Annotated in this window: 20 protein-coding genes; 8 read left to right on the top strand and 12 right to left on the bottom strand. The window is 41.2% G+C overall.

The annotated features are described in order from the left end of the window. Window positions 1-489: 489 nt before the first annotated feature. The gene (locus IPZ60_RS06970; RefSeq protein WP_110922529.1) at window positions 490-1,362 is read right to left on the bottom strand and encodes a LysR family transcriptional regulator; all 873 of its coding nucleotides are present in this window, start codon (window positions 1,360-1,362) and stop codon (window positions 490-492) included. A gap of 447 nt (window positions 1,363-1,809) precedes the next feature. Between IPZ60_RS06970 and leuC the strand changes: the two genes are divergently transcribed. From leuC to IPZ60_RS06995, 5 genes are all read left to right on the top strand, one after another. Further along, window positions 1,810-3,228 carry a 3-isopropylmalate dehydratase large subunit gene (gene leuC, locus IPZ60_RS06975; RefSeq protein WP_194197109.1) on the top strand — a complete coding sequence of 473 codons (1,419 nt, stop codon included), beginning with the start codon at window positions 1,810-1,812 and terminating at the stop codon, window positions 3,226-3,228. Window positions 3,229-3,270: 42 nt separating this feature from the next. Beyond that, complete coding sequence (leuD, locus tag IPZ60_RS06980) at window positions 3,271-3,921, top strand: 3-isopropylmalate dehydratase small subunit (RefSeq protein ID WP_194197110.1); 651 nt, start codon at window positions 3,271-3,273, stop codon at window positions 3,919-3,921. A 139-nt stretch (window positions 3,922-4,060) separates the two neighbouring features. Beyond that, window positions 4,061-4,813, top strand: a complete 753-nt coding sequence (locus tag IPZ60_RS06985; protein WP_194197111.1) for a hypothetical protein — start codon at window positions 4,061-4,063, stop codon at window positions 4,811-4,813. Window positions 4,814-4,980: 167 nt separating this feature from the next. Continuing rightward, the gene (leuB, locus tag IPZ60_RS06990; protein WP_194197112.1) at window positions 4,981-6,084 is read left to right on the top strand and encodes a 3-isopropylmalate dehydrogenase; all 1,104 of its coding nucleotides are present in this window, start codon (window positions 4,981-4,983) and stop codon (window positions 6,082-6,084) included. Between the two features lie 425 nt (window positions 6,085-6,509). Continuing rightward, the gene (locus IPZ60_RS06995; protein ID WP_194197113.1) at window positions 6,510-7,631 is read left to right on the top strand and encodes a L,D-transpeptidase family protein; all 1,122 of its coding nucleotides are present in this window, start codon (window positions 6,510-6,512) and stop codon (window positions 7,629-7,631) included. A 241-nt stretch (window positions 7,632-7,872) separates the two neighbouring features. Here IPZ60_RS06995 and infA read toward each other — a convergent pair whose 3' ends face one another. The 7 genes from infA to dinB all read right to left on the bottom strand — a co-directional run bounded on the left by infA (window position 7,873) and on the right by dinB (window position 16,293). Further along, window positions 7,873-8,094, bottom strand: coding sequence for a translation initiation factor IF-1 (gene infA, locus IPZ60_RS07000; protein ID WP_021814850.1), 222 nt, complete (start codon window positions 8,092-8,094; stop codon window positions 7,873-7,875). 121 nt (window positions 8,095-8,215) lie between these two features. Continuing rightward, window positions 8,216-9,055: a tRNA pseudouridine(38-40) synthase TruA gene (gene truA / locus IPZ60_RS07005; protein WP_194197114.1), complete on the bottom strand. Its 840-nt coding sequence runs from the start codon at window positions 9,053-9,055 to the stop codon at window positions 8,216-8,218. Between the two features lie 42 nt (window positions 9,056-9,097). Next, window positions 9,098-10,198 carry an asparaginase gene (locus tag IPZ60_RS07010; protein ID WP_265087446.1) on the bottom strand — a complete coding sequence of 367 codons (1,101 nt, stop codon included), beginning with the start codon at window positions 10,196-10,198 and terminating at the stop codon, window positions 9,098-9,100. 156 nt (window positions 10,199-10,354) lie between these two features. After that, the gene (locus IPZ60_RS07015) at window positions 10,355-11,902 is read right to left on the bottom strand and encodes a FimV/HubP family polar landmark protein (RefSeq protein WP_194197115.1); all 1,548 of its coding nucleotides are present in this window, start codon (window positions 11,900-11,902) and stop codon (window positions 10,355-10,357) included. A 51-nt stretch (window positions 11,903-11,953) separates the two neighbouring features. Then, complete coding sequence (locus tag IPZ60_RS07020) at window positions 11,954-13,687, bottom strand: FimV family protein (RefSeq protein WP_194197116.1); 1,734 nt, start codon at window positions 13,685-13,687, stop codon at window positions 11,954-11,956. A 111-nt stretch (window positions 13,688-13,798) separates the two neighbouring features. Beyond that, window positions 13,799-14,998: a tRNA preQ1(34) S-adenosylmethionine ribosyltransferase-isomerase QueA gene (gene queA / locus IPZ60_RS07025; RefSeq protein WP_194197117.1), complete on the bottom strand. Its 1,200-nt coding sequence runs from the start codon at window positions 14,996-14,998 to the stop codon at window positions 13,799-13,801. A gap of 209 nt (window positions 14,999-15,207) precedes the next feature. Beyond that, window positions 15,208-16,293 carry a DNA polymerase IV gene (gene dinB, locus IPZ60_RS07030; protein WP_194197118.1) on the bottom strand — a complete coding sequence of 362 codons (1,086 nt, stop codon included), beginning with the start codon at window positions 16,291-16,293 and terminating at the stop codon, window positions 15,208-15,210. 503 nt (window positions 16,294-16,796) lie between these two features. Between dinB and IPZ60_RS07035 the strand changes: the two genes are divergently transcribed. From IPZ60_RS07035 to map, 3 genes are all read left to right on the top strand, one after another. Further along, a complete protein-coding gene (locus IPZ60_RS07035) occupies window positions 16,797-17,042 on the top strand; it encodes a hypothetical protein (RefSeq protein ID WP_194197119.1) in 246 nt (81 codons plus the stop codon). A gap of 233 nt (window positions 17,043-17,275) precedes the next feature. Further along, the gene (locus tag IPZ60_RS07040; protein ID WP_194197120.1) at window positions 17,276-17,482 is read left to right on the top strand and encodes a ParD-like family protein; all 207 of its coding nucleotides are present in this window, start codon (window positions 17,276-17,278) and stop codon (window positions 17,480-17,482) included. Next, on the top strand, window positions 17,475-18,257 hold the full coding sequence (gene map / locus IPZ60_RS07045) for a type I methionyl aminopeptidase (protein WP_194197121.1): 783 nt from the start codon (window positions 17,475-17,477) through the stop codon (window positions 18,255-18,257). The genes IPZ60_RS07040 and map overlap by 8 nt, the downstream gene beginning before the upstream one ends. Window positions 18,258-18,400: 143 nt before the next feature. Here map and eutC read toward each other — a convergent pair whose 3' ends face one another. The 4 genes from eutC to IPZ60_RS07065 form a co-directional block, all read right to left on the bottom strand. After that, on the bottom strand, window positions 18,401-19,345 hold the full coding sequence (gene eutC, locus IPZ60_RS07050) for an ethanolamine ammonia-lyase subunit EutC (protein ID WP_194197122.1): 945 nt from the start codon (window positions 19,343-19,345) through the stop codon (window positions 18,401-18,403). 43 nt (window positions 19,346-19,388) lie between these two features. Next, on the bottom strand, window positions 19,389-20,783 hold the full coding sequence (locus tag IPZ60_RS07055) for an ethanolamine ammonia-lyase subunit EutB (protein ID WP_194197123.1): 1,395 nt from the start codon (window positions 20,781-20,783) through the stop codon (window positions 19,389-19,391). Window positions 20,784-21,140: 357 nt separating this feature from the next. Beyond that, a complete protein-coding gene (eat, locus tag IPZ60_RS07060) occupies window positions 21,141-22,559 on the bottom strand; it encodes an ethanolamine permease (protein WP_194197142.1) in 1,419 nt (472 codons plus the stop codon). A gap of 187 nt (window positions 22,560-22,746) precedes the next feature. Further along, on the bottom strand, window positions 22,747-23,019 hold a 273-nt coding region (locus tag IPZ60_RS07065), incomplete at its 5' end, for an aldehyde dehydrogenase family protein (RefSeq protein ID WP_194197124.1).

Below are 23,019 nucleotides of genomic sequence, written 5' to 3' on the forward strand. Positions count from 1 at the left end.
TAACCAACCATGTTGGCTGTAATTATTTTTAACTATAAATATTAAGTGTTACAAGACGATGTCCAAAACAATATCTAAAGACAAAAAAAGCCATTAAGTAGGACATAATGGCTTTTATTTAATATCTGTTGTTAGTTTTATATGATTGATGCTGTTTTAGGGCTAATACTAGTTAAGCAGTCATTTGAGAGCAATAGAAATATTACACTCTTTCTATCTGTCTTAATTGCTCGCATTTGCTCGTTATATATCAATATAAGCCGCCTGTATAACCAATCATTTAAAACCATCAAACCTACTACTAACCATCATATCTTACTAGAAGTCTTCAATATATGACTATCAGTGTTCATATGGTAAGTTTTTGTTATGTAGACAATGCCGAGTGTATTATAACGTATGACTGACGCAAATGCGAATAGCATGCTTTTTTGCCCCAATAAATTGTCCCAATTGTAACTATAGAAATTTATCTTTAGAGAGCAGTTTTTATTCGATAGGAGCAAGCAAGTCTAACAATGCTGTCACACTACTAGATTGTGTTAGTTTTGGATTGATTACAACACCCAAATGACGCTGTAGCTCAACGTTATCAGCCATATCGATACGTTCCAAATCTTGACTGATCATGGTCTGTGGCAACACTGACCAACCAAGTCCAACAGAAACGAGCATACGAATAGACTCAAGTGGATTAGTGCTCATCGTGGCATAAGGTTTGAGGTTATGCTTGGCGAATTCAGCTAAGGTAATCTGACTGGTAAAGGTATTGGCAGATGGCAAAATAGCAGGATAACGGGCCAATTGCTCTAAAGTGACATTAGACTTGGTCGCTAAAGGCGATAGAGTACCTGTCATAAAGTAGAGAGGATCTGACCATAGCGTGTGATAGGTCAAACGCTTATCATAAACAGGTGGCAGCGTGACGAAAGCCAACGATAAATCACCATCTAACACGGCCTTGTGTGCTTTTTCTGAATCGACAAAATGCACTTCTAATTGTACGGCAGGATAAGCTTGAATAAAGTGTTTAAGCACAGGCGCTAGATGATGTAAGCCTATGTGATGACTGGTACCGATGACCAGTTTTCCAGATACAATATGTTGAGAGTGTTGTAAGTTAATTTTGAAATTTTCGTAATCTTCTAACCAACGTTTGGCATGTGGTAGCATCTCATTGGCTGCTTGTGTCGGTACAATCCCGCGTCCTACTGTGTCAAACAACGTAATATTAAATTCATCTTCTAGATTTTTAATGCGTTTACTGACAGCAGGCTGAGTGATAAACAGCTTTTCAGCCGCGCCTGAAATACTGCCTGTGTGCATAACAGTGACGAATGTTGTTAGGTTTGTGGTGTTCAAGCGGATGTCCTTAGCTACTTATCGAGCTATAAATAAAAGTTGGCTGGCCTAATCACAATGTATTAGAAATAAAAGTTTGCGTCTGGTTAAAAATCATCAATTATTATTATAGGATTAGCCTGCTATAATCACAAGACATCAGGACGTATTGTGACATATTTATTAGATTAACTTGATAAATGACGCTATAAAACTTGTTTTGAGCCTCAATTGCAGCAATAAATATAAAAACATAGAAAATTATTATTTTTTATTTATAGAGTAGAGATGTTCTGATAGATCTGTTTTGATGAAAGTTTTGTTTAAAAAGTCTCAGTTTTGAGCCAATAGACATTGATAAGAAAATAGCAGCAAGCCGTTATACATAAAGTTTAAATAGAATCCTCGTTTATTATGGTGTAAGCCATCGAGTAATTAAGTAGCTAGCAACCAATAAAGGATAGCAACATGGCCAGTCAAACGTTATATGACAAACTTTGGAACGCTCACGAAGTCACTAAACGTGATGATGGTTCGAGCCTCATTTATATCGATCGTCATCTACTGCATGAAGTGACAAGTCCACAAGCATTTGAAGGTTTGGAATTGGCCAATCGAGCGCCATGGCGTTTGTCTGCTAATATCGCGAGTCCCGATCACAACGTACCCACAGTGTCTAAAGAGCGCCTAGAAGGTGTATCTGGTATCAAAGACAAGGTATCACGCTTGCAAGTGGTCACATTGGATGATAATTGCACCAAATTTGATATCGCTGAATTTACGATCAACGATGCTCGTCAAGGAATTTTGCATGTTGTTGGTCCTGAGCAAGGTCTTGTATTGCCAGGTATGACAGTCGTTTGTGGTGATTCGCATACAGCGACCCATGGTGCACTCGGCTGCTTGGCGCATGGTATCGGTACGTCTGAAGTGGAGCATGTATTGGCCACTCAATGCCTGATTCAAAAGAAATCAAAAAATATGCAAATTCGTGTGACCGGTCAGCTAGGTGCTGGCGTGACCTCGAAAGATGTTGTATTGGCCATCATCGCAAAAATTGGTACAGCGGGTGGCACAGGCTACGCAATTGAATTTGCTGGGCAAGTATTTGAAGAGATGAGTATGGAAGGTCGTATGACCGTCTGTAACATGGCTATTGAAGCGGGTGCGCGCGTGGGTATGGTTGCGGTCGATGACATCACTATTGATTATGTGAAAGGTCGTCCTTATGCACCAACGGAATCACAATGGCAACAAGCTGAAGAATATTGGCGCACATTGTATTCAGATGATGATGCAGTATTTGACAGCGTGGTCGAGATTGATGGTAGCCAAATAGCGCCGCAAGTGTCATGGGGTACGTCACCTGAAATGGTCGTTGACATCACTCAGTCAGTACCAACACCTGACCAAGCTGTGGATGAAGCACAAGAAGAAGGTTGGTTACGTGCCTATACCTATATGGGTCTAGAAGCGGGTCAAAAAATTACCGATATTCAACTAGATCGTATCTTTATTGGGTCATGCACCAACTCACGTATCGAAGATTTGCGTGATGCAGCAGCGGTGATCAAAGGTCGTAAGGTGGCTAACAATATCAAAGAAGCTATTGTCGTTGCTGGTTCTGGTCAAGTGAAGTTGCAAGCGGAAGCAGAAGGTTTGAATACCTTGTTTACGGATGCTGGATTTGAATGGCGCGAGCCTGGCTGTTCTATGTGCTTAGCTATGAATGCTGATAAGCTTGAGCCACAAGAGCATTGTGCCTCTACGTCTAATCGGAATTTTGAGGGTCGTCAGGGTAATGGTGGTCGTACGCATTTGGTTAGCCCAGCGATGGCAGCAGCAGCAGCATTGGCCGGTCACTTTGTAGATGTGCGCACATTCTAAGACAGATACACATCAATAAAAACATCATTGATAGGAAATTTTATGCAAGCTTATAACACCCAAACAGGTATCGTTTGTCCTTTAGATCGCGCAAACGTCGATACCGATCAAATTATCGCAAAACAGTTTCTAAAATCTATTAAACGCACAGGGTTTGGCGTCAATTTATTTGATGATTGGCGTTATCTCGACGAAGGCTATCCAGGTCAGGACAATAGCACACGCATTATCAACCCAGACTTTATTCTCAATCAGCCACGTTATCAGGGTGCTAACATCTTGCTGGCACGCAGAAACTTTGGCTGTGGCTCTAGCCGTGAGCATGCACCATGGGCGCTTTCAGAATATGGCTTTCGTACGGTTATTGCACCAAGCTTTGCCGATATTTTTTATAACAACTGTTTTAAAAACGGCATGCTTCCAATTGTATTGGCGGAAGACATCGTCGATACATTGATGAAAGCGACCGTTGCCAATGAAGGCTATGAGCTGACGGCTGATCTTGAGCGTCAGGTCGTTATTACGCCAACAGGTGAAGAGTACGCTTTTGAAGTGGATGATTTCCGTAAACACTGCTTGCTAAATGGTCTTGATGATATCGGCCTTACCTTGCAGCAAAGTGATGCTATCAAAGAGTATGAGCAACAAATGAAGCAAAAAACGCCTTGGATCTTTAACGAAGTGCGAGCTTAGACAATCAATTGATAGTTATTGCCCATAAAACTGCTGAACAACAGTAATGTAGCGTTGAGTTATGGCGGCGAACTGGCTAAAATGAAGTATGGTTTTGTAAAGTATTTTATTATTTCACTTATGAATAGTAGCCGTCATTATGAATAAAAAACGTTATGTTTTATGGACAAGTACAATTGTTGCTGCCAGCTTGTGGTTGTCAGGCTGTCAGCTCATGAGTGGCTATCAAAAAATAGATGAGGCAGAAAACGCAACAGCGTGGGCAGGTAAGATTCAACCTGTTGCTGGTGAGGTGAATATTGCTTGCATAGGCACTTATCATTGTGAAATTGCGCGAATAGACAAAGTGCCAGTAATAGGTACTGATACCCATGAGCCTATTAACTCTGCGATGGTCGTTGCGATGACAGCAGCGAGTGATAACGGAGAAAGTGGCAGTGGGACAAATTACAATAGTAATAAACCTGCAAAAGTCACTATGAAAATGGACATGACACCGATAGCTCATAAAAACGAGATAAAAATTGTACCTTTGTCTGCATCAGGTATCGTCGGTCTAACCAATTATTATGCACGGGTAAAGCCAGCCAAACGAGAAGTACAAGTGAATTTTTATCCAGAAAACAACTTGGGTTACGTTGAGCGTTTTGCGATGATTCATGATTTTGTAGAGGCGGATACCTATCAGCTTCGAGCTTATCAAAAGAAATCTAGCGATAACTCAGGTAGTTTGTTAGACACTGCATCACCAGAACCTCTGTGTGTCGATCTGTATCAAGGAAATATTGTACAGCGCCGCTTCTGTAAAGAAATTGGTAGTGAGCATCAAGGCGAGTTTGTAGAAACGCGTCTCACTAATGCTATGCCTGCACCGTCAAAAGCGAAAGCTTAACAGTCAGTAAAGTCAGTGCATTAGTCTTTTAATATTGATGCGGATAATCATTCAAGAAGATATATCGCAATTTTTGCGTAGCTCATCGCATGAGTGGTTCATTTTAAAAAATATCATTAGTTTATAGCAATATTATAAATAAAACTTACTTACCCCCAAGGATCAGTATGGCAACGATTTTAACATTAGCAGGCGATGGTATTGGCCCTGAAATCATGACTCAAGCCATTGATGTGCTTAATGCTGTGAACGATAAATTTACATTAGGTTTGACACTTGAGTCTGGATTGATTGGTGGCGTGGCTATTGACGCAACTGGCGAGCCTTTACCTGATGAGACTTTGGTGCGCGCACGTGCTGCAGATGCCGTATTGCTAGGCGCTGTTGGCGGCCCTAAATGGGATGGTATTGAACGTAGCAAACGTCCTGAACGTGGTCTACTGAAGATTCGTGGTGAGCTTGGTTTGTTTGCTAATCTACGTGTGGCAAAGCTTTACCCACAGCTTGCCAATGCATCTAGTATCAAGCCTGAAATTATCTCAGGTTTAGATTTGCTTATTGTTCGCGAACTAACAGGTGGTATTTATTTTGGTGAGCCGCGTGGTATTCGCACATTAGAGAATGGCGAGCAGCAAGGCTATAACACCATGGTGTATAGTACGAATGAGATTCAACGTATCGGTAAAGTGGCTTTTGAATTGGCAAAAACACGTGCGCAAGCAGCAGGTACAGCGCCGAAAGTTTGCTCAGTGGACAAAGCAAACGTATTAGAAGTCACAGAGCTGTGGAAGCAGACGATGACCCAGATGCAACAAGCGGACTATAGCGATGTGGCGTTATCGCACATGTATGCTGACAATGCTTGTATGCAACTTATAAAAGATCCTAAGCAGTTCGATGTGATGGTAACGGGCAATATGTTCGGTGATATTTTATCTGACGAAGCAGCGATGCTAACAGGCTCTATCGGGATGTTGCCATCAGCTAGCCTTGATGTAGCAGGTAAAGGCATGTATGAGCCGTGCCATGGTTCAGCACCTGATATTGCAGGACAAGATAAAGCCAACCCATTGGCGACGATTTTGTCTGTTGCGATGATGCTGCGTTATACCTTTAAGCAAGAAGAGGCCGCTAAAGCCATTGAGCAAGCGGTCAGTGATGTGCTTGATGATGGTCTACGTACGCTTGATATTTTAGATAGCAGTGAAGCTGGACTCAAACAAGTAGGTTGTATAGAAATGGGTCAAGCAGTATTGGCTAAGCTAGTATAATCCATGCCTTTGTGATGTAGCTTGAAATTTTCTTCGTCTAATTTTTAGACTGTATCATTTTAACCCTCATAAATTTTTGTAGTTGCAAACCCATAATTTGCTAAGCAGATTATGGGTTTTTTCGTGCTTGTCTGAGATTTTTACTAGCCGTAACATACTAGTTCACCAAGTCGTAAAAAAGCACTTGTTTTAACACAGCTACCGTCAGGCAAGGCTGCCATTAACACAAAGCTGTTATATGCTCACAGAAGAATATGGCAATATTGACGAATGATAAATGGATAGACGTATTTATCACATTATAAGGAGATCAATAGAAAAAGCTTTACAACCATTAAAATTTCGAAAGTCTAAAAATAATAGCGTATTAATAATAAAAACTGAAAACAAAAAACAAAATTTTTATCAAAAATCAGGAGTGTTACATGTACCAATTAAAAAAATTAAGCACAGCGATAGCAATGATTGGACTCTCTACAGTCGTTTTTATGGGACAGAGTATTGCAGCAGAACCAACTAATAGCATGATTGCAGATAATAGCGCTACAGCTCCAACAGAAGTGAGTCCAGTGACGAATGGGATAAGCCAAAAGTTAACAGGAGATAGCAAAGCTGTGACATCATTAAATAAGCTATTGCCTGCCATAAAATACACAACTGAAAATCTATCAGACACTGCAAAAAAAGTGAATGCTATCAATTGGTCTGCAGATGCTGCCGTAGATCGTAACATGGGAACAAAACTACAAGCCTTATTGAATTGGCATCATAATGGGGTAGGATCTGTAGATGGATATTGGGGAAAAAACACCCGCAAAGCCATGCAGGCATTTCAAAATGCGAATGGCCTGACCGTAACTGATACGTTGAACAATGAAACGTGGCAAGCACTGATTAAAAATGAAAAGCTTATGACACAACCAGTGTTAGTTAGTTATCAGCTAACTGATGCAGATGTAAACGTCAAAACTACGAGTATACCTGCTGATTCTGTTGCCAAATCCAAGCTGGAAGGAATGTATTATGAAAGCCTCACTGAAGCGCTCGCGGAAAAATTCCATATTAGTGAGAGGTATCTAAAATCTCTCAATCCTAATGCCAGCTTTACTGCTGGTGAAGTTATTACGGTATATAACCCTGGCAACCCAAATACCAAGCCTGTTAGCCGAGTGGTCGCCGACAAGGACACTGAAACACTCTATGCTTATGATGAAGACAATAAATTAGTCGCTAGTTATCCGACGACAGTGGGTAGTACAGCGACACCGTCGCCTACAGGTACGCATACAGTAAAGGTAAAGGTGAACGAACCGAATTATACCTATACAGGCAATGACGGCCGTAAATCTATCATTCCACCAGGTCCTAATAATCCAGTTGGTTCGGTATGGATTGGACTGAGTAAACCAACTTATGGCATTCATGGTTCACCAGACCCTGATCGTATCAGTCGTCAGGCTTCAGCTGGCTGTGTGCGTTTAACCAACTGGGATGCACTTAGTCTCTTAGGTGTGATCAAGAACGGCGCAACGGTCGAATTTAGTTAAAAATAAAGAAGCTAAATCATAAAAAACAGACAAAAAAATACCGCTGATATTGAGCGGTATTTTTATGGTAAAAACAAACGTCAAACAACTAAAATATTGATAGGCAATAATGAGTAGGTTAGCATTTTCATTATTATTATCAGTTAAACTACTCAAACATTTATACCAGTGATAAAAGTGTCATTCGACAGCTGGCTGTGTTTATATAAATGCTTTTATAACCGTTTTAGTTGGTAAGAAATTAGTTTTTGCCACGATAAGTAATACGACCTTTAGAAAGGTCGTAAGGCGTCATTTCGACCTTAACTTTATCACCAGTCAAGATGCGGATATAATGCTTACGCATTTTACCAGAGATGTGCGCAATGATTTCATGTCCGTTTTCTAAACGAACTTTAAATAAAGTATTTGGAAGGGTATCAATGACTTCGCCTTCAAATTCGATAATATCGTCTTTTGCCATAATTTGTATCAATCAATTAAAAATAAGCCCATATTATACGTAAGTTAGCAAGTTAAAGCAATACGGAACCGGGTTTTGACTTGACAGTCTGTAAGTGATATGTATGCTAGCTCACATTAATTTAGTTAGGCAAATTTAGCCAAATAGGCGTCAAAGGTGCCTGTGGTAATATCTGCTGGAAACGTTCAGGGTAATAAGCGTTAATGAAGTACAAGCCATCACCAGTGGCCGTCGGTGGTGCAATCGTACGGTCTTTTTTATGTAAAATATTCATAAAATCATTTGGCACTAACTCATGCCTACCGATGGCATATAAAGTACCCATTAAATTACGAACCATATGATGTAAGAACCCATCCGCTTGAATATCAAACACAATAAACTGACCGTGTTCAAAAAGTCTAGCATGGCTGATGGTACGCACTGGCTGATTAGATTGACAAGCTGCGGCACGGTAGCTACTAAAATCGTGAGTACCAACGATATCGGCTGCCGCCAATTGCATTGCTGCTAAGTCGAGCGGCTCATAGATATGAGTGACTTGATGATTGAGTATCGCAGGGCGCTGTGGTTGGTTGAGAGTAATGTACCGGTAACGACGGGCAATGGCGCCAAAGCGCGCATGGAAGTCAGCAGGCATCGGTTGAATCCAGCGTAGAGCAATGTCGTCAGGTAGCAAGCTGTTCACGCCGCGCAACCAGTTATGAGTAGGGCGATAAGCATGAGTTGTAAAGTGAGCAATCATATTACTAGCATGGACGCTTGCATCAGTACGCCCAGCTGCGATGACTTCTACTGATTCGTTGGCAACTTTACTAATAGCCGTTTCTAGTGCTTCTTGTACACCCATCACTTCTCGTTGTCGCTGCCAACCATGATAATGTGTGCCCAAAAACTCAATGGCAATCGCTAAGGTATAAATTGGTGAACGTTCAGACTCGATGATTTCAGTTTCAGACATGGTGGTTTTTAAACTTATAAAGTTAAGGGAATTAAGAGTAGGTTATCGCTTTTTGATGCTTGTGCCAGTCTGACTGACATTGTTCAACCACCGTTGTTTGCGTCTTGCTGGAGTGTCATAGCGTAATAGCAGCCATAATAATCGTGCATAAATTGCCGGAATGGTGAGACGTCCACCTGCAATGACATGATGGTCATATTGCCAACTACCCGCCGCGTAGCTATCGCTCACACCACCGAATGGGCACTGACTAGCACATATTACCATGTGCCCTTTTTTATGAAGCAGCTCTAATGTTTCTGCTAGTGCTGCGGAATAAGGAACATTACCAGCCCCAAATCCCAATATAATAATACCAGAGGGTGGCTGTGATAAGAGTGCTTGCAGCTGATTATTGATGATTTCGGTATCATTAGGCAAGCAATATAGGGCATGGACGCTGCTAGATTCAGCACGCGCTTGAATACTGGCAAGTAAGGATTGCTGATCATCAAGCCAATGCTGGCGTCGAGTATCTGGTAGATTTTTAATATAGCTATTTGCCGGATATGCTGCTCGAGAGTGACCAGTAAATGCCATCAAATCATGACTATGAATCTTTTGTACCGTTTGTGCAGGCCAAGACTCACCACCAAAACTGATCTTGACACCTGACTCACCTGCCGCTGCCAGTTTCAACGAATGATTGAGGTTGTCCCAAGCATCACTGTGAGTGTCGATAGTATAGGATTGCAGCACTTCACTGTCTAACAATGGCCGCATACTGCCAGTGACGATGACACAAATATCGCTACCTGCAAATGCTTCTGCCAAAAATGCCCCTAAGTAGCTTAAGGTGTCCGTACCAGTAATTAACACAAAGCGTCTATCACCATGTGCATAAGCTGTCAGTAACAGCTGATAAAAGTGAATAAAGTCACTCGGGGTGAGTTGGCTACTGTCTTTAATCAATGAATTATCTAACCAAAAGATATTAGGGAGCTTGGCTGAACTATCATGATTAAGCATTAGGGCCTGTAGCGTTGGCAAAAACACATCTGCTGATAAAGGAGCTAGAGGTCGTCCATAGCTACCAAAAGTACCACCAGCATAAACCAGTTGAATAGAATTAGATATTGTCGTTGTCATAGTAGAAGATGGCATAGTATTGGCGTAATAATTAAGAATGAAAGAAAAGGAGGTCTAGAATGTACTCAATAAGCTCTATTAATAATAAATAGTATAAAGGTTAAACGCAAAAAAAATCAGCAAGTATTCTATGGTAGTAGAATACTTGCTGATAAGAAAACGGGTTGTTTACTATGCAGTGCGCTCAAGGAGTATTTGCGCTTGGCTCTGCTGTTCACTATCACCATGGGCAATCACTTCATTAAGCAGGCGTTTGGCGCTGTCGTACTCACCCAGTTGCAGATATTGGCCAGCCAAGTCTAGAGTCACTTGATTACTATCTAGTGACTTTACAAAATCAAAATCTGCTGCAAAACGCGATGAGAAATCTTCCGCAGTTTCAGGAGTTTCGTCCACTTCGTCAGTTACAATATCGGTCTCGATATCGACTGGGCTAGCTGCAGTCAAAGGCTCTACAGCAAATTCATTATCTATTATGCTGTTGTCATCGAACAGTGGTGTGTCAGTCGGTATAGCAGCAAACTCATTAGTAAGCGTTTCTTGTAAGCTGCTATCGTTGAGCAGTGGCTCTTCAGTATCAATTTTTTCAAGATATTCTATCTCAAAATCGCTGTCCTCAAAACTTTGTTCTTCAAAACTACTGTCTTGAAGAACAAAGTTATCACTATTTTCTGCAAAGGTAGTTTCTTCGGTTTCTAACGACGTTTCTGTGCTACTTGGCGTATCAATGTTGTCTGAAGGTAATACAAAGTCTTCTGCTGCATCACTTTCGAACGCATCAATAACCAATTCTTCAGTAATGTTCTCTTCAGTATTTTGATCAGCATCAGTCGCTAAATCATCAAAATCTAAGACGAAATCTTCACTGTTTAGCGTCATATCTTCGATAGCATGATCAGATGATGCTGAGTCTATAGAAGGCTCTGTTAGCGCACTCGTTTCTTCAGGTGAATCAAAGCTAAAGTCGAAATCAATAAGCTCGTCATTTTCGGTAAGAGTATCAGTAGTAGACACATCGATACTTTCACCTTCTTCCACCTCTAATGCGATAGGCGTTGTACTGGTTGAAGCAGGTTCATTGAAGTCATTCTCTAAATCATTCAACGTAAGATCAAAGCTATTCTCTACATTGTCGTTAGTAGCTGCTGCCTCTTGAAAATCATTTGGAAGTGTCGGACTAACGATAGGTTCGCTACTTGATATATCGTTGCTGCTATCGAGTTGGTTGGTCGGTAAGTCAAAATCTATGCTTTCAAAACCGCTGTTATCTTCTACTGGTGCCTCTTTTGCCGCGACTTGATTCTGCTCTTCAGAAAACAAAGCTTTTAACTCATCGGCTAGAACGATACTCTTTGGATCGCTTTGCGTTTTAATTGCATTATAGACTTTGTTGAAGTTCTCTGGCTGATTGATGGTTGCGTATATGCTAAGTAGCTTGAGAGATAGCTCACCATCATTGGGCTGTTCTCTTAGACCACGACTGAGTGTTTCAATCGCTTTGTCATAGCGTTGTTGATCCATAAAGCGTTGGGCAATCATAATATGATTGTATTTATCTTCAGCTTTAGTGCTTTGGGCAGGAGTGGACGTAACGGTATTTTGATCCGACTTTGCAAATGGTTGTGGTGAGGATTTTTGCGCTTTATTTTTGCGCAGTACTAAACCAACTACTAATAGAATAAGTACCAATCCGGCGATGATATATAGCATGTTGTCCATAGTTACTCCCACGCCTATGATCATGGCGTATTGCATTGATTAGTCAGGCAATTATTGATTGCGTAGTTTTTTAAGACGAGCTTGTAGCTCAGCCAGTTTTTGGTTCTGTAGTTGAATTTTTTTAGTATAGCTATCAAGGGCAATACTGGTTTTTGATAAGCGCTGAGCTTGTAAAGCGGCGTTTTCTCTTGATGCCTTGAGCGTTGCTAATACATCTGTGCTGAGACCATTACCTGTTGCCGAAGCAGATTTTGCTTGAGTACCGTCTGCACTGCCATTACGACCAGGAGCTAGTACAGAAAACTGTGCTTTTGGTAACGTTTGGGTCTTCGTAATCATTGGTTTTTTACGTTGTTTTGTTGTTTGAGATTTCTCAGCGGTTTTTTTAGCTAGTGTCTTAGCTGTTTTTTTTACTATCGGTGTGTTTGCTCTGCGGTTATATTGTCTTTGTGCACTAATCGCTGCTTCTAATTTCTGCTGTGATGGCACGACATCATAGCTAGGTAAGCTGAGCTTGGCATCTGCTTTTAATTGATCGGCATCTTTGTTAATAAAAGCATCAGGGTTTTGTGATTGAATCTGTTTCATCACGGTTTGCACATCGAGATCATTTTCTTGTGCTATCTGCTGAGCAATGACCCATAGGCTATCGTTGCGCTGTACTTGATACTGGGCAGCCGCAGTATTGCTTGCCATATTATCAGAGGCACTATTGGCAATACTGGTGTTAGGCGATGCAGGTGCAGCAATGTTAGCAGGTATATTATTCGTCGGAGTAGTGGTAGCGATGTCATTGCTAGTATCGAGATCGGGCGTTGATACGTTTGCTTTATTATCGTTTGATGCGGGCATCATAGGCACAGCAGTCATTATGCCATTATCTGACTTGCTACTTGGCTGTATTTGGCGGGTGATTTGTATATTTAAAATATCGAATTTTTTGTCAGTGAGCGCTGTAATCGATGTATTTTTATTTTCATTAAGGTCGGTATTATTGGTGTCGATTGTCGTTATATTCTTATGTGCACTCAAACGACCATTGTCTAATCGGCTTGCTGAATTCGGCTTATTGTCGTTAGTATTGGTATTATTTGTCTCAACGCTATTGCTCAGGCGACCGTTATCCAAACGACTCGGTGCATAAGCAAGATTGGTGCCTTGCGCCGCAGTACCCACGGTAGGTAACTGCATGCTCGGCGCTGGCAATTTAGAGGCAACTAACTCGCTCGTCGATACATTAGGCGCTGATATAAACGGTGGTGGCGCACCTTTTCTGACGGTTAATGGCTCGGCAATACTTGCGGACACACTTGGTAAACTTGGTTTTTTTGCGCCAGTAACGGTATTCTTAGTTGCTTCAACAGGCAAATTATCATTAAGCGGCATCAACAATGTCTTAGGAATAACATTGTGTTGACCTTTATCATTTAGAGTCAGAACCACATCGGCAAAAGGCTTAGATACTGGCTGCGAAGTCGTGATAACTACCTGACCACTGGTCGCTGAAGTAGGCTGAAAGCGTACACTCATTGAGTCAGTCTGGGTCAACCCCATCTGTTGATAAATAGTAGAGTTGGCCAAGCTTGCCGAAAAGTCAGCTGCTCTAATATCTGAAACAGCAATGCTCGCTACCAGAGGCTCATGCTGAGCAGAAGTAATGACAGTCTTTCCTATCGTTGCCGCTTGTGCACTAGACACTAAGGCGGCATAGCCTACAGAATAAAGTAGTGCCACCGATACCGCGCGATGTATATTAGTCAAGCGATGAGATAAATGACCAGACATGTGCCGCCCTTTAGAATATTAGTTATCTTTGCTGTTATAACAAAATACTGCTTAGTTTACCAGTTTATTTCACAACTGTTGTGAACAATACAAAAAATGTTTAAGTAATGTTTAAGCTAATTTTTTTTCAAGTAGCATTGCATCGCCATAACTAAAGAAGCGATATTGCTCTTTAATAGCATGTTGATAAGCATGCTCTATCGTGTCTTTACCCGAAAATGCCGACACCAACATTAATAGCGTGGATTTAGGCAAATGAAAGTTGGTTAACAATTTGTCTATTACACCAAACTTAAATCCTGGATAAATAAATATATCAGTGTCACCCGACCAACTAGACAGAGCCTGTCCACCCTTCGTTGTTTTTTGATACGCTGTTTCGAGCACACGGGTAACCGTCGTACCAATAGCGATAACTTGCTTACCATTAGCATGTGTTTGATTGATTAGGTCGGCAGTGGCTTGTGGTAGATGCGCATATTCACTATGCATGGTGTGATTGAGTAAGTTGTCAGTTTTTACAGGCGCAAATGTACCAGCGCCGACATGCAAAGTGACAAAGGCAGTATTGATGCCTTTTTCAGTCAGTTTACTGAGTACCAAGTCATCAAAATGTAAGCTTGCAGTAGGAGCTGCCACGCTTGCAAGCTTGGTTGGGTCATGAAAGACTGTTTGATAGCGAGCATTGTCTGTATCGTTAGCATGGCGTTCAAAGTAGGGCGGGATAGGCAACTCACCATAAAGCTCTAAGTGCGGTAAGATAGGCGCATCGAAAGCTAAGATAAATAAATTGTCTTGACGACCAATCATGGTGGCACTCATATGACCATCGGCGAGTTGCAAGCGTTGTCCAAGTTTAAGTGCTTTACTGGCTTTCACATGACAAAGCGCAATATGCTCTTGATTGATTGGCTTATCAGTCATGTCCTCTAAATGCAGCGTTGCTGTATCCAAGTCCGAAATACCAACCAACCGCTCAATGAGCACTTCAAGTTTACCGCCAGTGTCTTTTTGACCGAATAACCGTGCTTTCATTACTTTAGTGTCATTGAATACGACGAGGTCTCCAACATTTAGCAAGTCAGGCAACTCAGCAAATAAACGATCCTCTACAGTAGTAGTTTTCTGTTGGTCAGCAGGCAAGTATAGTAGTTTGGAGGCAGAGCGTTGCGACAACGGATAGCGTGCAATCAGGCTATCCGGCAACTCATAATCGTAATCGTCAACGCTTAAGTAATCTAAGGTATCGTTATCTTTGTTCGTATCAATTAAGGTGTTGGTTTTAGCGTCTACAGCATGTATGTCGGTCATAATGAGTCTTTAAATGAATATAAATTTTGATGTAATTGTAGCAGAAATGAGATTGTGAAAGGACAGTTTAATAACGACTCGTGCGCATATAAGTAAGGCAGCTACTTAGAATAATAGCCTAAGTAATAATATAAGTAGTTACTATCAGTTACTATCAGTTACTATTAATAGTCGTCAAAAAAACTGCTTAATGCCAGTCGTACATGAAATTATTCAAACAAGTTTAACTGAGGCAGTAATTGTGCAGCGGGTGCAAGGGAAGAGAAGGTGACACCCACTAAACGAATGGGCAACTCACGAGGAATATCTAAAAACAGCTTGTCTAACCAATAGTGCGCAGATTTGGCACTATCAAAAGCGGTCGATAATGTGTGAGAGCGTGTTATTTGAGTAAAGTCTGCATATTTAACTTTGAGCGTGATGGTGTAGGCGATTAGCTGCTTTTTCTGCATTTGATTAAAGGCATCTTCATTCTGCTCATAAATCTGTACTCGTAACGCATTGTTATCCGTTAGATTGTCTCTAAAAGTAGTCTCTGAGCCAATGGATTTATGCATGCGCTCAGACTTGACAGCACGATCATCACGTCCATGTGCGATGTCATGATAAAACTGGCCACGTTTGCCAAATTCCTGTACCAATACTGCTGCTGGCGTCTGCCGTAGGTCGGCACCATAGCTCACGCCCATCGCATGTAGGCGCCTAGCAGTTGCTTTACCGATACCGTGAAAGCGCTCAATAGGTAAGGTGCTAATAAAGGCATCGGCATCTGTGGGCGTGATAATCGCTATGCCATTGGGTTTATTAATATCTGAAGCAATTTTGGCCAGCATTTTGTTAAATGAGACGCCGGCAGACGCTGTCAATCCTGTGTGCTCTAATATTTGAGCTCTCAGCCAATTGGCCATGATTGTCGCTGAGCCATTATGAACTTGCAGTCCTGTGACATCTAGATAGGCTTCATCTAGCGATAATGGCTCAACGTTTGGGGTTAAGAGGTACATAATACGGCGAATCTCATCGCTCACTGCTCGATAAACTTCAAAACGAGGCCTTACAAATACTACTTCTGGACAACGTTTGCGTGCCTCATAGCAAGACATGGCAGAACGTACACCAAATTTTCGTACTTCATAACTGGCTGCTGCGACGACACCGCGACCATTCGGATCGCCACCAACGACCAATGGCTTGCCTCGTAATTCAGGAAAATCACGCTGCTCCACGCTGGCATAAAAAGCATCCATATCTATGTGAATAATTTTCCGAGAATTAGGAGTTATGGAGGTTGTCATAATCGTTATTGTACCTGATTTGACTGTTACGATTTATGATCAAAGGTTAGGTATTGAGATAAGATTTTATAATAAATTTTCGGATAAGGTAGCGGAGATATATAGTTAATTTTATCTTCTACAAATCTTATATATCATGGACTTAGAGCATTATAGTCATCTTATTTAGTGTCTCTTAGTGAACATGTGTTTTATTTTAGTCGATCTAAATATAGTGTGTATAAAAATTATCTGTTTAGTCATACCACTTGTCGTAACAACTTCACCGTTTGTCATGAATTTTATGTTTATATGTTACAGTTTTGATTCTGGTGTTTTACAATATATTATCCGCGCTAATGTATGACTGTTAAATAATAAGCAATGCTTTATGCACTTCCATAATCATTCAAAAAGAGACGTTGCTTATCGTTCATATCGAAATAAAAGATTCGGTACTATTGAAATCAATATTTTAAGAACACGTTGCTTTTAGAGAATTCAGAATGACTAAGGAGCTGATAATGTATAACGAATTAAAAGGGAGTGATTTAACACGGGCAATGCTAGCACGAGGGGATAAAGATATATGGTGTGCAGTTTGTGATGAAAATGATGAACAAGCCATGATGGATCATTATGGTAATGACTTTACGGCGTATATTATATCTTATAGTGACGGGTATTTTTATTGCAGTGCTGGCATGTCATGGAGGTTTGCTGTACCAATCAAGATATGTGCTGTCATGCAATACGAAACAGCGATGTAAGCGTGATCACTGTGAGTTAGCGTAGCTAAAGAAAAGTGTCGAAAAAGAGTTGATTATTCAGCTCTTTTTTTATGGCTTCAACTAATTGATTAGAAGCTGTATATGACCAGTTCCCATAGGACATAGACTAATAGTCAATAAAAAATTATTCCACTAGATTAGCTTGCTATTTCTTGCAACTAGATAAAAATAGGTATACGATTCATATACGTTTCGTATATGAAGAGCTTATTATGGGTATTGTTAAAATTGATGATAATCTGCACGAAGAAATTCGTAAAGCAAGCTCAGTCATGGTGCGCTCTATCAACGCACAAGCTGAATATTGGATCAAGATAGGAATGCTTGCTGAATCTAATCCCAATATGTCTTATAACCAAATTATCAATGAGCAAATGAGACAAGCTGATATTAATGTAAGGAACCTTATAGATGGATAAGGTAATACTTAAAAATGCAGCAGAATTGAAAATCATGCGCGAGTCAGGAAGGCTTCTAGCCTCTGTCTTTGATTATCTAGATGGAAAAATCACAGTCGGTATCTCTACGATGGATATTAATGATCTTGCCGAGCGTTATATTGTCGATCAGCTAGGTGCACGCCCAGCCAGTAAAGGTCAGTATGGTTATCAGTATGCATTAAATACCTCGGTGAATAACGTGGTCTGTCATGGCATTCCTTCAGACCAGCAAATACTTAAATCAGGTGATATTGTGAATGTGGATATTACCCTAAAACAAGGTGGTTTTATTGCCGATTCTAGCAAAATGTATTTGATAGGTGAGGTGGCACCCCTCGCAAAACGTTTGGTTGATAAGACCTATGAAGCTATGTGGGAAGGAATACGAGCAGTGAAACCTGGAGCGACGCTAGGTGATGTTGGTCATGCTCTTCAAAGTTATGCTGAGCAGCAGGGTTATTCTGTAGTGCGGGAGTATTGTGGTCATGGTATTGGTCGCGAAATGCATGAAGAACCACAAGTGCTGCATTATGGACATTTGGGAAAAGGTCTAGTCCTACAAGAAGGTATGACATTCACCATTGAGCCTATGATCAATCAAGGTAAGGCTAAAGTTAAAGTCAAAAAAGATGGCTGGACGGTAATTACCAACGATAAGAAGTTATCTGCTCAATGGGAGCATACAATTGCTGTCACGTCTGAGGGCTATGAGGTTCTTACTCTGCGAAAAGATGAAGCTATTTCAACCGTTTAATATTTGAAAGAGTAGCAGGCGTTTCTATATAGCGAGCTATTCTATTGACATGAAATATCTCAATGCTTACGACAGCCTAGCCATCGTAACATCAGATTGTGTTCCTCGCATTTTAGGTTACATTGCATGATGTTTTTTAGTCATCATAGTAGCTTAATCGCTGTATGACCTTGATCTAATACTGGTAGTTCCTGCTCATCTTTTAGATCAACCCCGGATAACTTGAGCTCATAAGATTTTTCCATTAATGCTAAGAGACGACTTGCTGCCACTCTGGTTGGCAGGCCAGCATTACGCACATTAGAGATGCAGTTCCTCATAGCATCATGACTCGAAGATTGAGCATCCCAAGTATAGTAAATACCTAAGCTATCAGGAGAGCTCAAACCTGGACGCTCTCCTATCAGCATGACCAGCATTTTGGCATGAAGACGCTCTGCTACCTCATCCCCTAAAGCGACACGGCTCCCGGTAGCGATAACCAAGGGGGCGATAGTCCAACCTTTCTCCTTAAAAAGGGAGATGAGTTCTGCAACAAGTTTCGGAGCATTCTCGGCTATTGCTCTCGCTGATAAGCCATCTCCCATAACAATAGCAACATCATAGGACTTGTCCTTACCGAATATTTCCAATTGCTTAGCGGATTCAATACTAAGAAGTCTGCCCCAATCTGGACGTTTAAGATATTCCGACTTATCTTGCGCTTGGCTGGTTACTCTCAGTATTTTTAAGCTATCACTGACCTGATCATCTTGATTGTTTATCTGATCTGAACTCTCTGCAACCAGTTTCAAATCTAGCTCTACCATAGATGCACGACAATGTTCGGACAGCTTAACGACTAAAGAATCAACATCTAAGTCCTGCAATACAGCATCTTTTGCCTCAGCATGATCAAGCTGAAACTTCAGCAAGGGCTTAGTGGGGACACTACAGCCTACACGTCCCAAAGCAATTCTAGAGTCTGTATATTGTTTTAACTTTTCCCAAGGATCTAAATGCACTAAATCACTAGCACTGTTTGTATTTGATTTGACATGCTCTTTGACAGTCAGTGGTGTCTTATTTGGTGAGTAATCAATGGACATAGCATTTCTCTTTATAGTGTATCGACGTTTTCTATACTCTCGCTTAAGTAAGCTTACTACCCATTATCCCCGACAGTAAGGCTGACGGTTTGTCTGACCAATTGATACTATTGCCAGATTGGGTATAGATGTCATTATTGCTCAGCCAAAGCGCAAATTCAGGGGCGGGGGAGAGACCAAGAAGTTGTCTAATGTATAGAGCGTCATGAAATGAAGTCGTCTGATAGTTGAGCATGACATCATCTGAGCCCGGAATGCCCATGATGAAGTTAATGCCAGCATTGGCAAGCAACGTCAGTAACGTATCCATATCATCCTGATCTGCATCAGCGTGATTGGTATAACAAATATCACAACCCATGGGTACGCCAAGCAGCTTGCCACAAAAATGATCTTCTAATCCTGCTCGAATGATTTGTTTACCATCGAAGAGATACTCAGGCCCGATGAAACCAACCACGGTATTAACCAACAAAGGGTTAAACTCTCTAGCCACAGCATAAGCTCTGGCTTCAAGCGTCTGCTGATCAGCGCCAAAGTTAGCATTACTTGATAAGGCACTGCCTTGACCTGTTTCAAAATACATGACGTTTTGACCTACTGTGCCACGATTAAGACTCGTGGCAGCGTCATAGCCTTCTCTTAACATCGCTAAGTTTATACCGTAGCTGGTATTCGCTTTTTCACTACCTGTGATGGACTGGAAAACCAAATCGACTGGTACGTTTTTATTGATTAACTGTATAGCGGAAGTGATATGTGTTAAGACACAAGATTGAGTAGGGATTTGATATTCGGAGATCACATGGTCTAGTAGTTTCAATAGTTCAGACAGGTTTTGGATATTATCGGTAGCAGGGTTGATACCAATGACCGCATCACCATTGCCATACATCAGTCCATCAATGATGCTTGCAGAAATACCCAATAGGTCGTCGGTTGGGTGATTGGGCTGTAATCGTGTGGACAGCGATCCTTCTAAACCGATGGTATTACGAAATTTAGTGACAACGCGACATTTTTTCGCTACCAAGATAAGATCTTGTACCCGCATTATTTTACTAACGGCTGCTACCATCTCAGGTGTGAAAGCGTATTTTAATTCTGATATGGTCTCTGTAGTAGCTGACTCTCCTAAAAGCCAGTCTCTCAAATCTCCAACAGTAAAACTGGATATTTCAGAGAACGCTTGAGAGTCGTGCTGCTCCATGATTAAACGAGTGACTTCATCTGTCTCATAGGGTATTAGAAAGTCATCTAGAAAGTCAGTTAATAGGCAGTCTGCTAACGCCATTTGTGCTGCTACGCGCTCAGTTGCATCGCTGGCTGCTACTCCAGCTAGCTCATCACCCGAACGCCTTGGCGATGCTTTTGCCAGCAAGGTTTTTAAGTCTTTAAATTGGTAACTTCGCTGTCCTACGGTATGTTTATATGCCATGTTAACCACCTTTATTTCATCATCACATTGATTGGTTCTAATATGTGAGTTGCTAACGAAACTATTTATTATGTATTTCAAATTATCATGACCTTAAGTTTCAACCAAGTTAAAACTTAAGGTCATGTGAGAAGCGTCTAATTAACTTATACAACATCATAATCAGTGACTTTATAATTAGGGCGTGTCCTCATTTTAAAAATGGTGATAAAAATGAGATAAATTGCAGTCAAACAAGGAAAATAGTGCAGATAATATCGAGATATTAGTAAGCTGTTTGACGCCGTTTGGCAAGATTTAGCCATTTTCAACCCATTTAGATGACTATCGATTGAATTGAGGACATGCCTTATGCTTTTAACTCAATTCATCCGCTGCGGCTTCTATTTGCGCAAACTCCTCTTCTGGTGTACCACTGACTAAATGATGCCGACTAAATATAACGAAATAAAGAATGAAGACGACATAAATACCAGCGGCCATAAACCATACTTTAGGATCTACCATCAATCCTGCTATTACGGCAAGCAATGCCAAACCTAAAGCGATACCTGAAGTGAAAATACCACCGGGTGTTTTATAAGGACGAGCAAGATCAGGCCGAGATAAACGTAATTTAATATGAGATGCCATCATTAGGACATACGAAACGGTCGCACCAAACACAGCCATCAGGATAAGCAAGTCACCTTCACCGGTAAGTGATAACAGGAAGCCTATGACTCCAGGAACGATAAGCGCTAAATAAGGGGCTTTATTATTGTTGGTTAATGATAGTTTTTTAGGTAGGTATCCTGCACGAGACAAGGCGAAGATCTGTCTAGAGTAGGCATAAATAATCGAGAAAAAGCTTGCAATTAAACCAGCCAAACCAACAAAATTTACAAAACTTGCTAACCAAGAATTGCTTCCATATACAGACGCTAAAGCATCTACTAAGGGTGCGCCTGAGTCTTTTAACGCATCAGCGCCAGCCGCTCCTGGTCCCAAAAATAGGATAAGAATAGCAAATGTTGCGAGTATCAACATCGAGCCAATCAATCCACGTGGCAATGATTTAGCAGGGTCTTTGGCTTCTTCAGCGGCTAAAGGTACGCCTTCAACGGCTAAAAAGAACCAAATAGCGTATGGCACAGCAGCCCAAATCCCGATATAGCCGTATGGTAAGAATGAGCTTGCGCCTGTTTGATTGCCAACTGCGATGTCAAAAAGGTTTTTACTGTCGAAATGAGGAATCATTGCTACTATAAATACACCCAGTGCGATACAAGCAATAGCGGTGATACCAAACATAATTTTTAAAGCTTCACCAGCACCTTTCAAATGAATGGCTATGAAGACAATATAGCAAGCCAGATATACCATCCACCCACCAATGCCAAATAAAGACTCACAGTAGGCGCCGATGAATACAGCAATAGCAGCTGGTGCAATAGCGTATTCGATTAAAATTGCTGTACCCGTTAAATAACCGCCCAAAGGACCAAAGGCAGTTCGGGCAAAGCTATAACCACCACCTGCAGTAGGCAACATCGTCGCCATTTCTGACATAGATAAGCACATACAAAGATACATTATGGCGACCACAATGGTGGCAACAAACATCCCACCCCAACCACCTTGAGCAAGCCCAAAGTTCCAACCTGCAAAATCCCCAGAAATGACATAGGCAACACCAAGGCCTATTAATAGTACCCAGCCGACTGCACCTTGTTTGAGTTGTCTTTTAGCAAAATAGTCTTTTTCAGCCTGAGTGCTTCCTGCTGCGCCATTCATCTGGCCATTAGCATTTTTAGGCATGGTATTCTCCAAAGCTCAGCCAATGAATAATGAACTGGCAAGCTCTCATCAAAGTAACCTTAAGATTGATAAAACATCAATGCGTCAAGCCTGCTCTTAGATTTACAGACCTGACTCACTAATATATTAATCACCACCTTTTAAAAACTTTACTTCAATGAGTTTAAAAGAACCCCATTTTTTTAGGATCGTAAGACACCAGCATGTTTTTGGTTTGCTGATAATGATCAAGCATCATCAAATGGTTCTCACGGCCGATACCAGACTGTTTATAACCACCGAATGCAGAATGCGACGGATAGATGTGATAGCAGTTCGTCCATACGCGGCCCGCTTGAATACCACGGCCGAAGCGATATGCCTTATGTACACTGCGCGTCCAAATACCAGCGCCTAAACCATATAGTGTATCGTTGGCAATTCTCATTGCATCTTC

Origin of the sequence: Psychrobacter sp. NG25 (assembly GCF_015234355.1) — a bacterium.
Taxonomy (GTDB): domain Bacteria; phylum Pseudomonadota; class Gammaproteobacteria; order Pseudomonadales; family Moraxellaceae; genus Psychrobacter.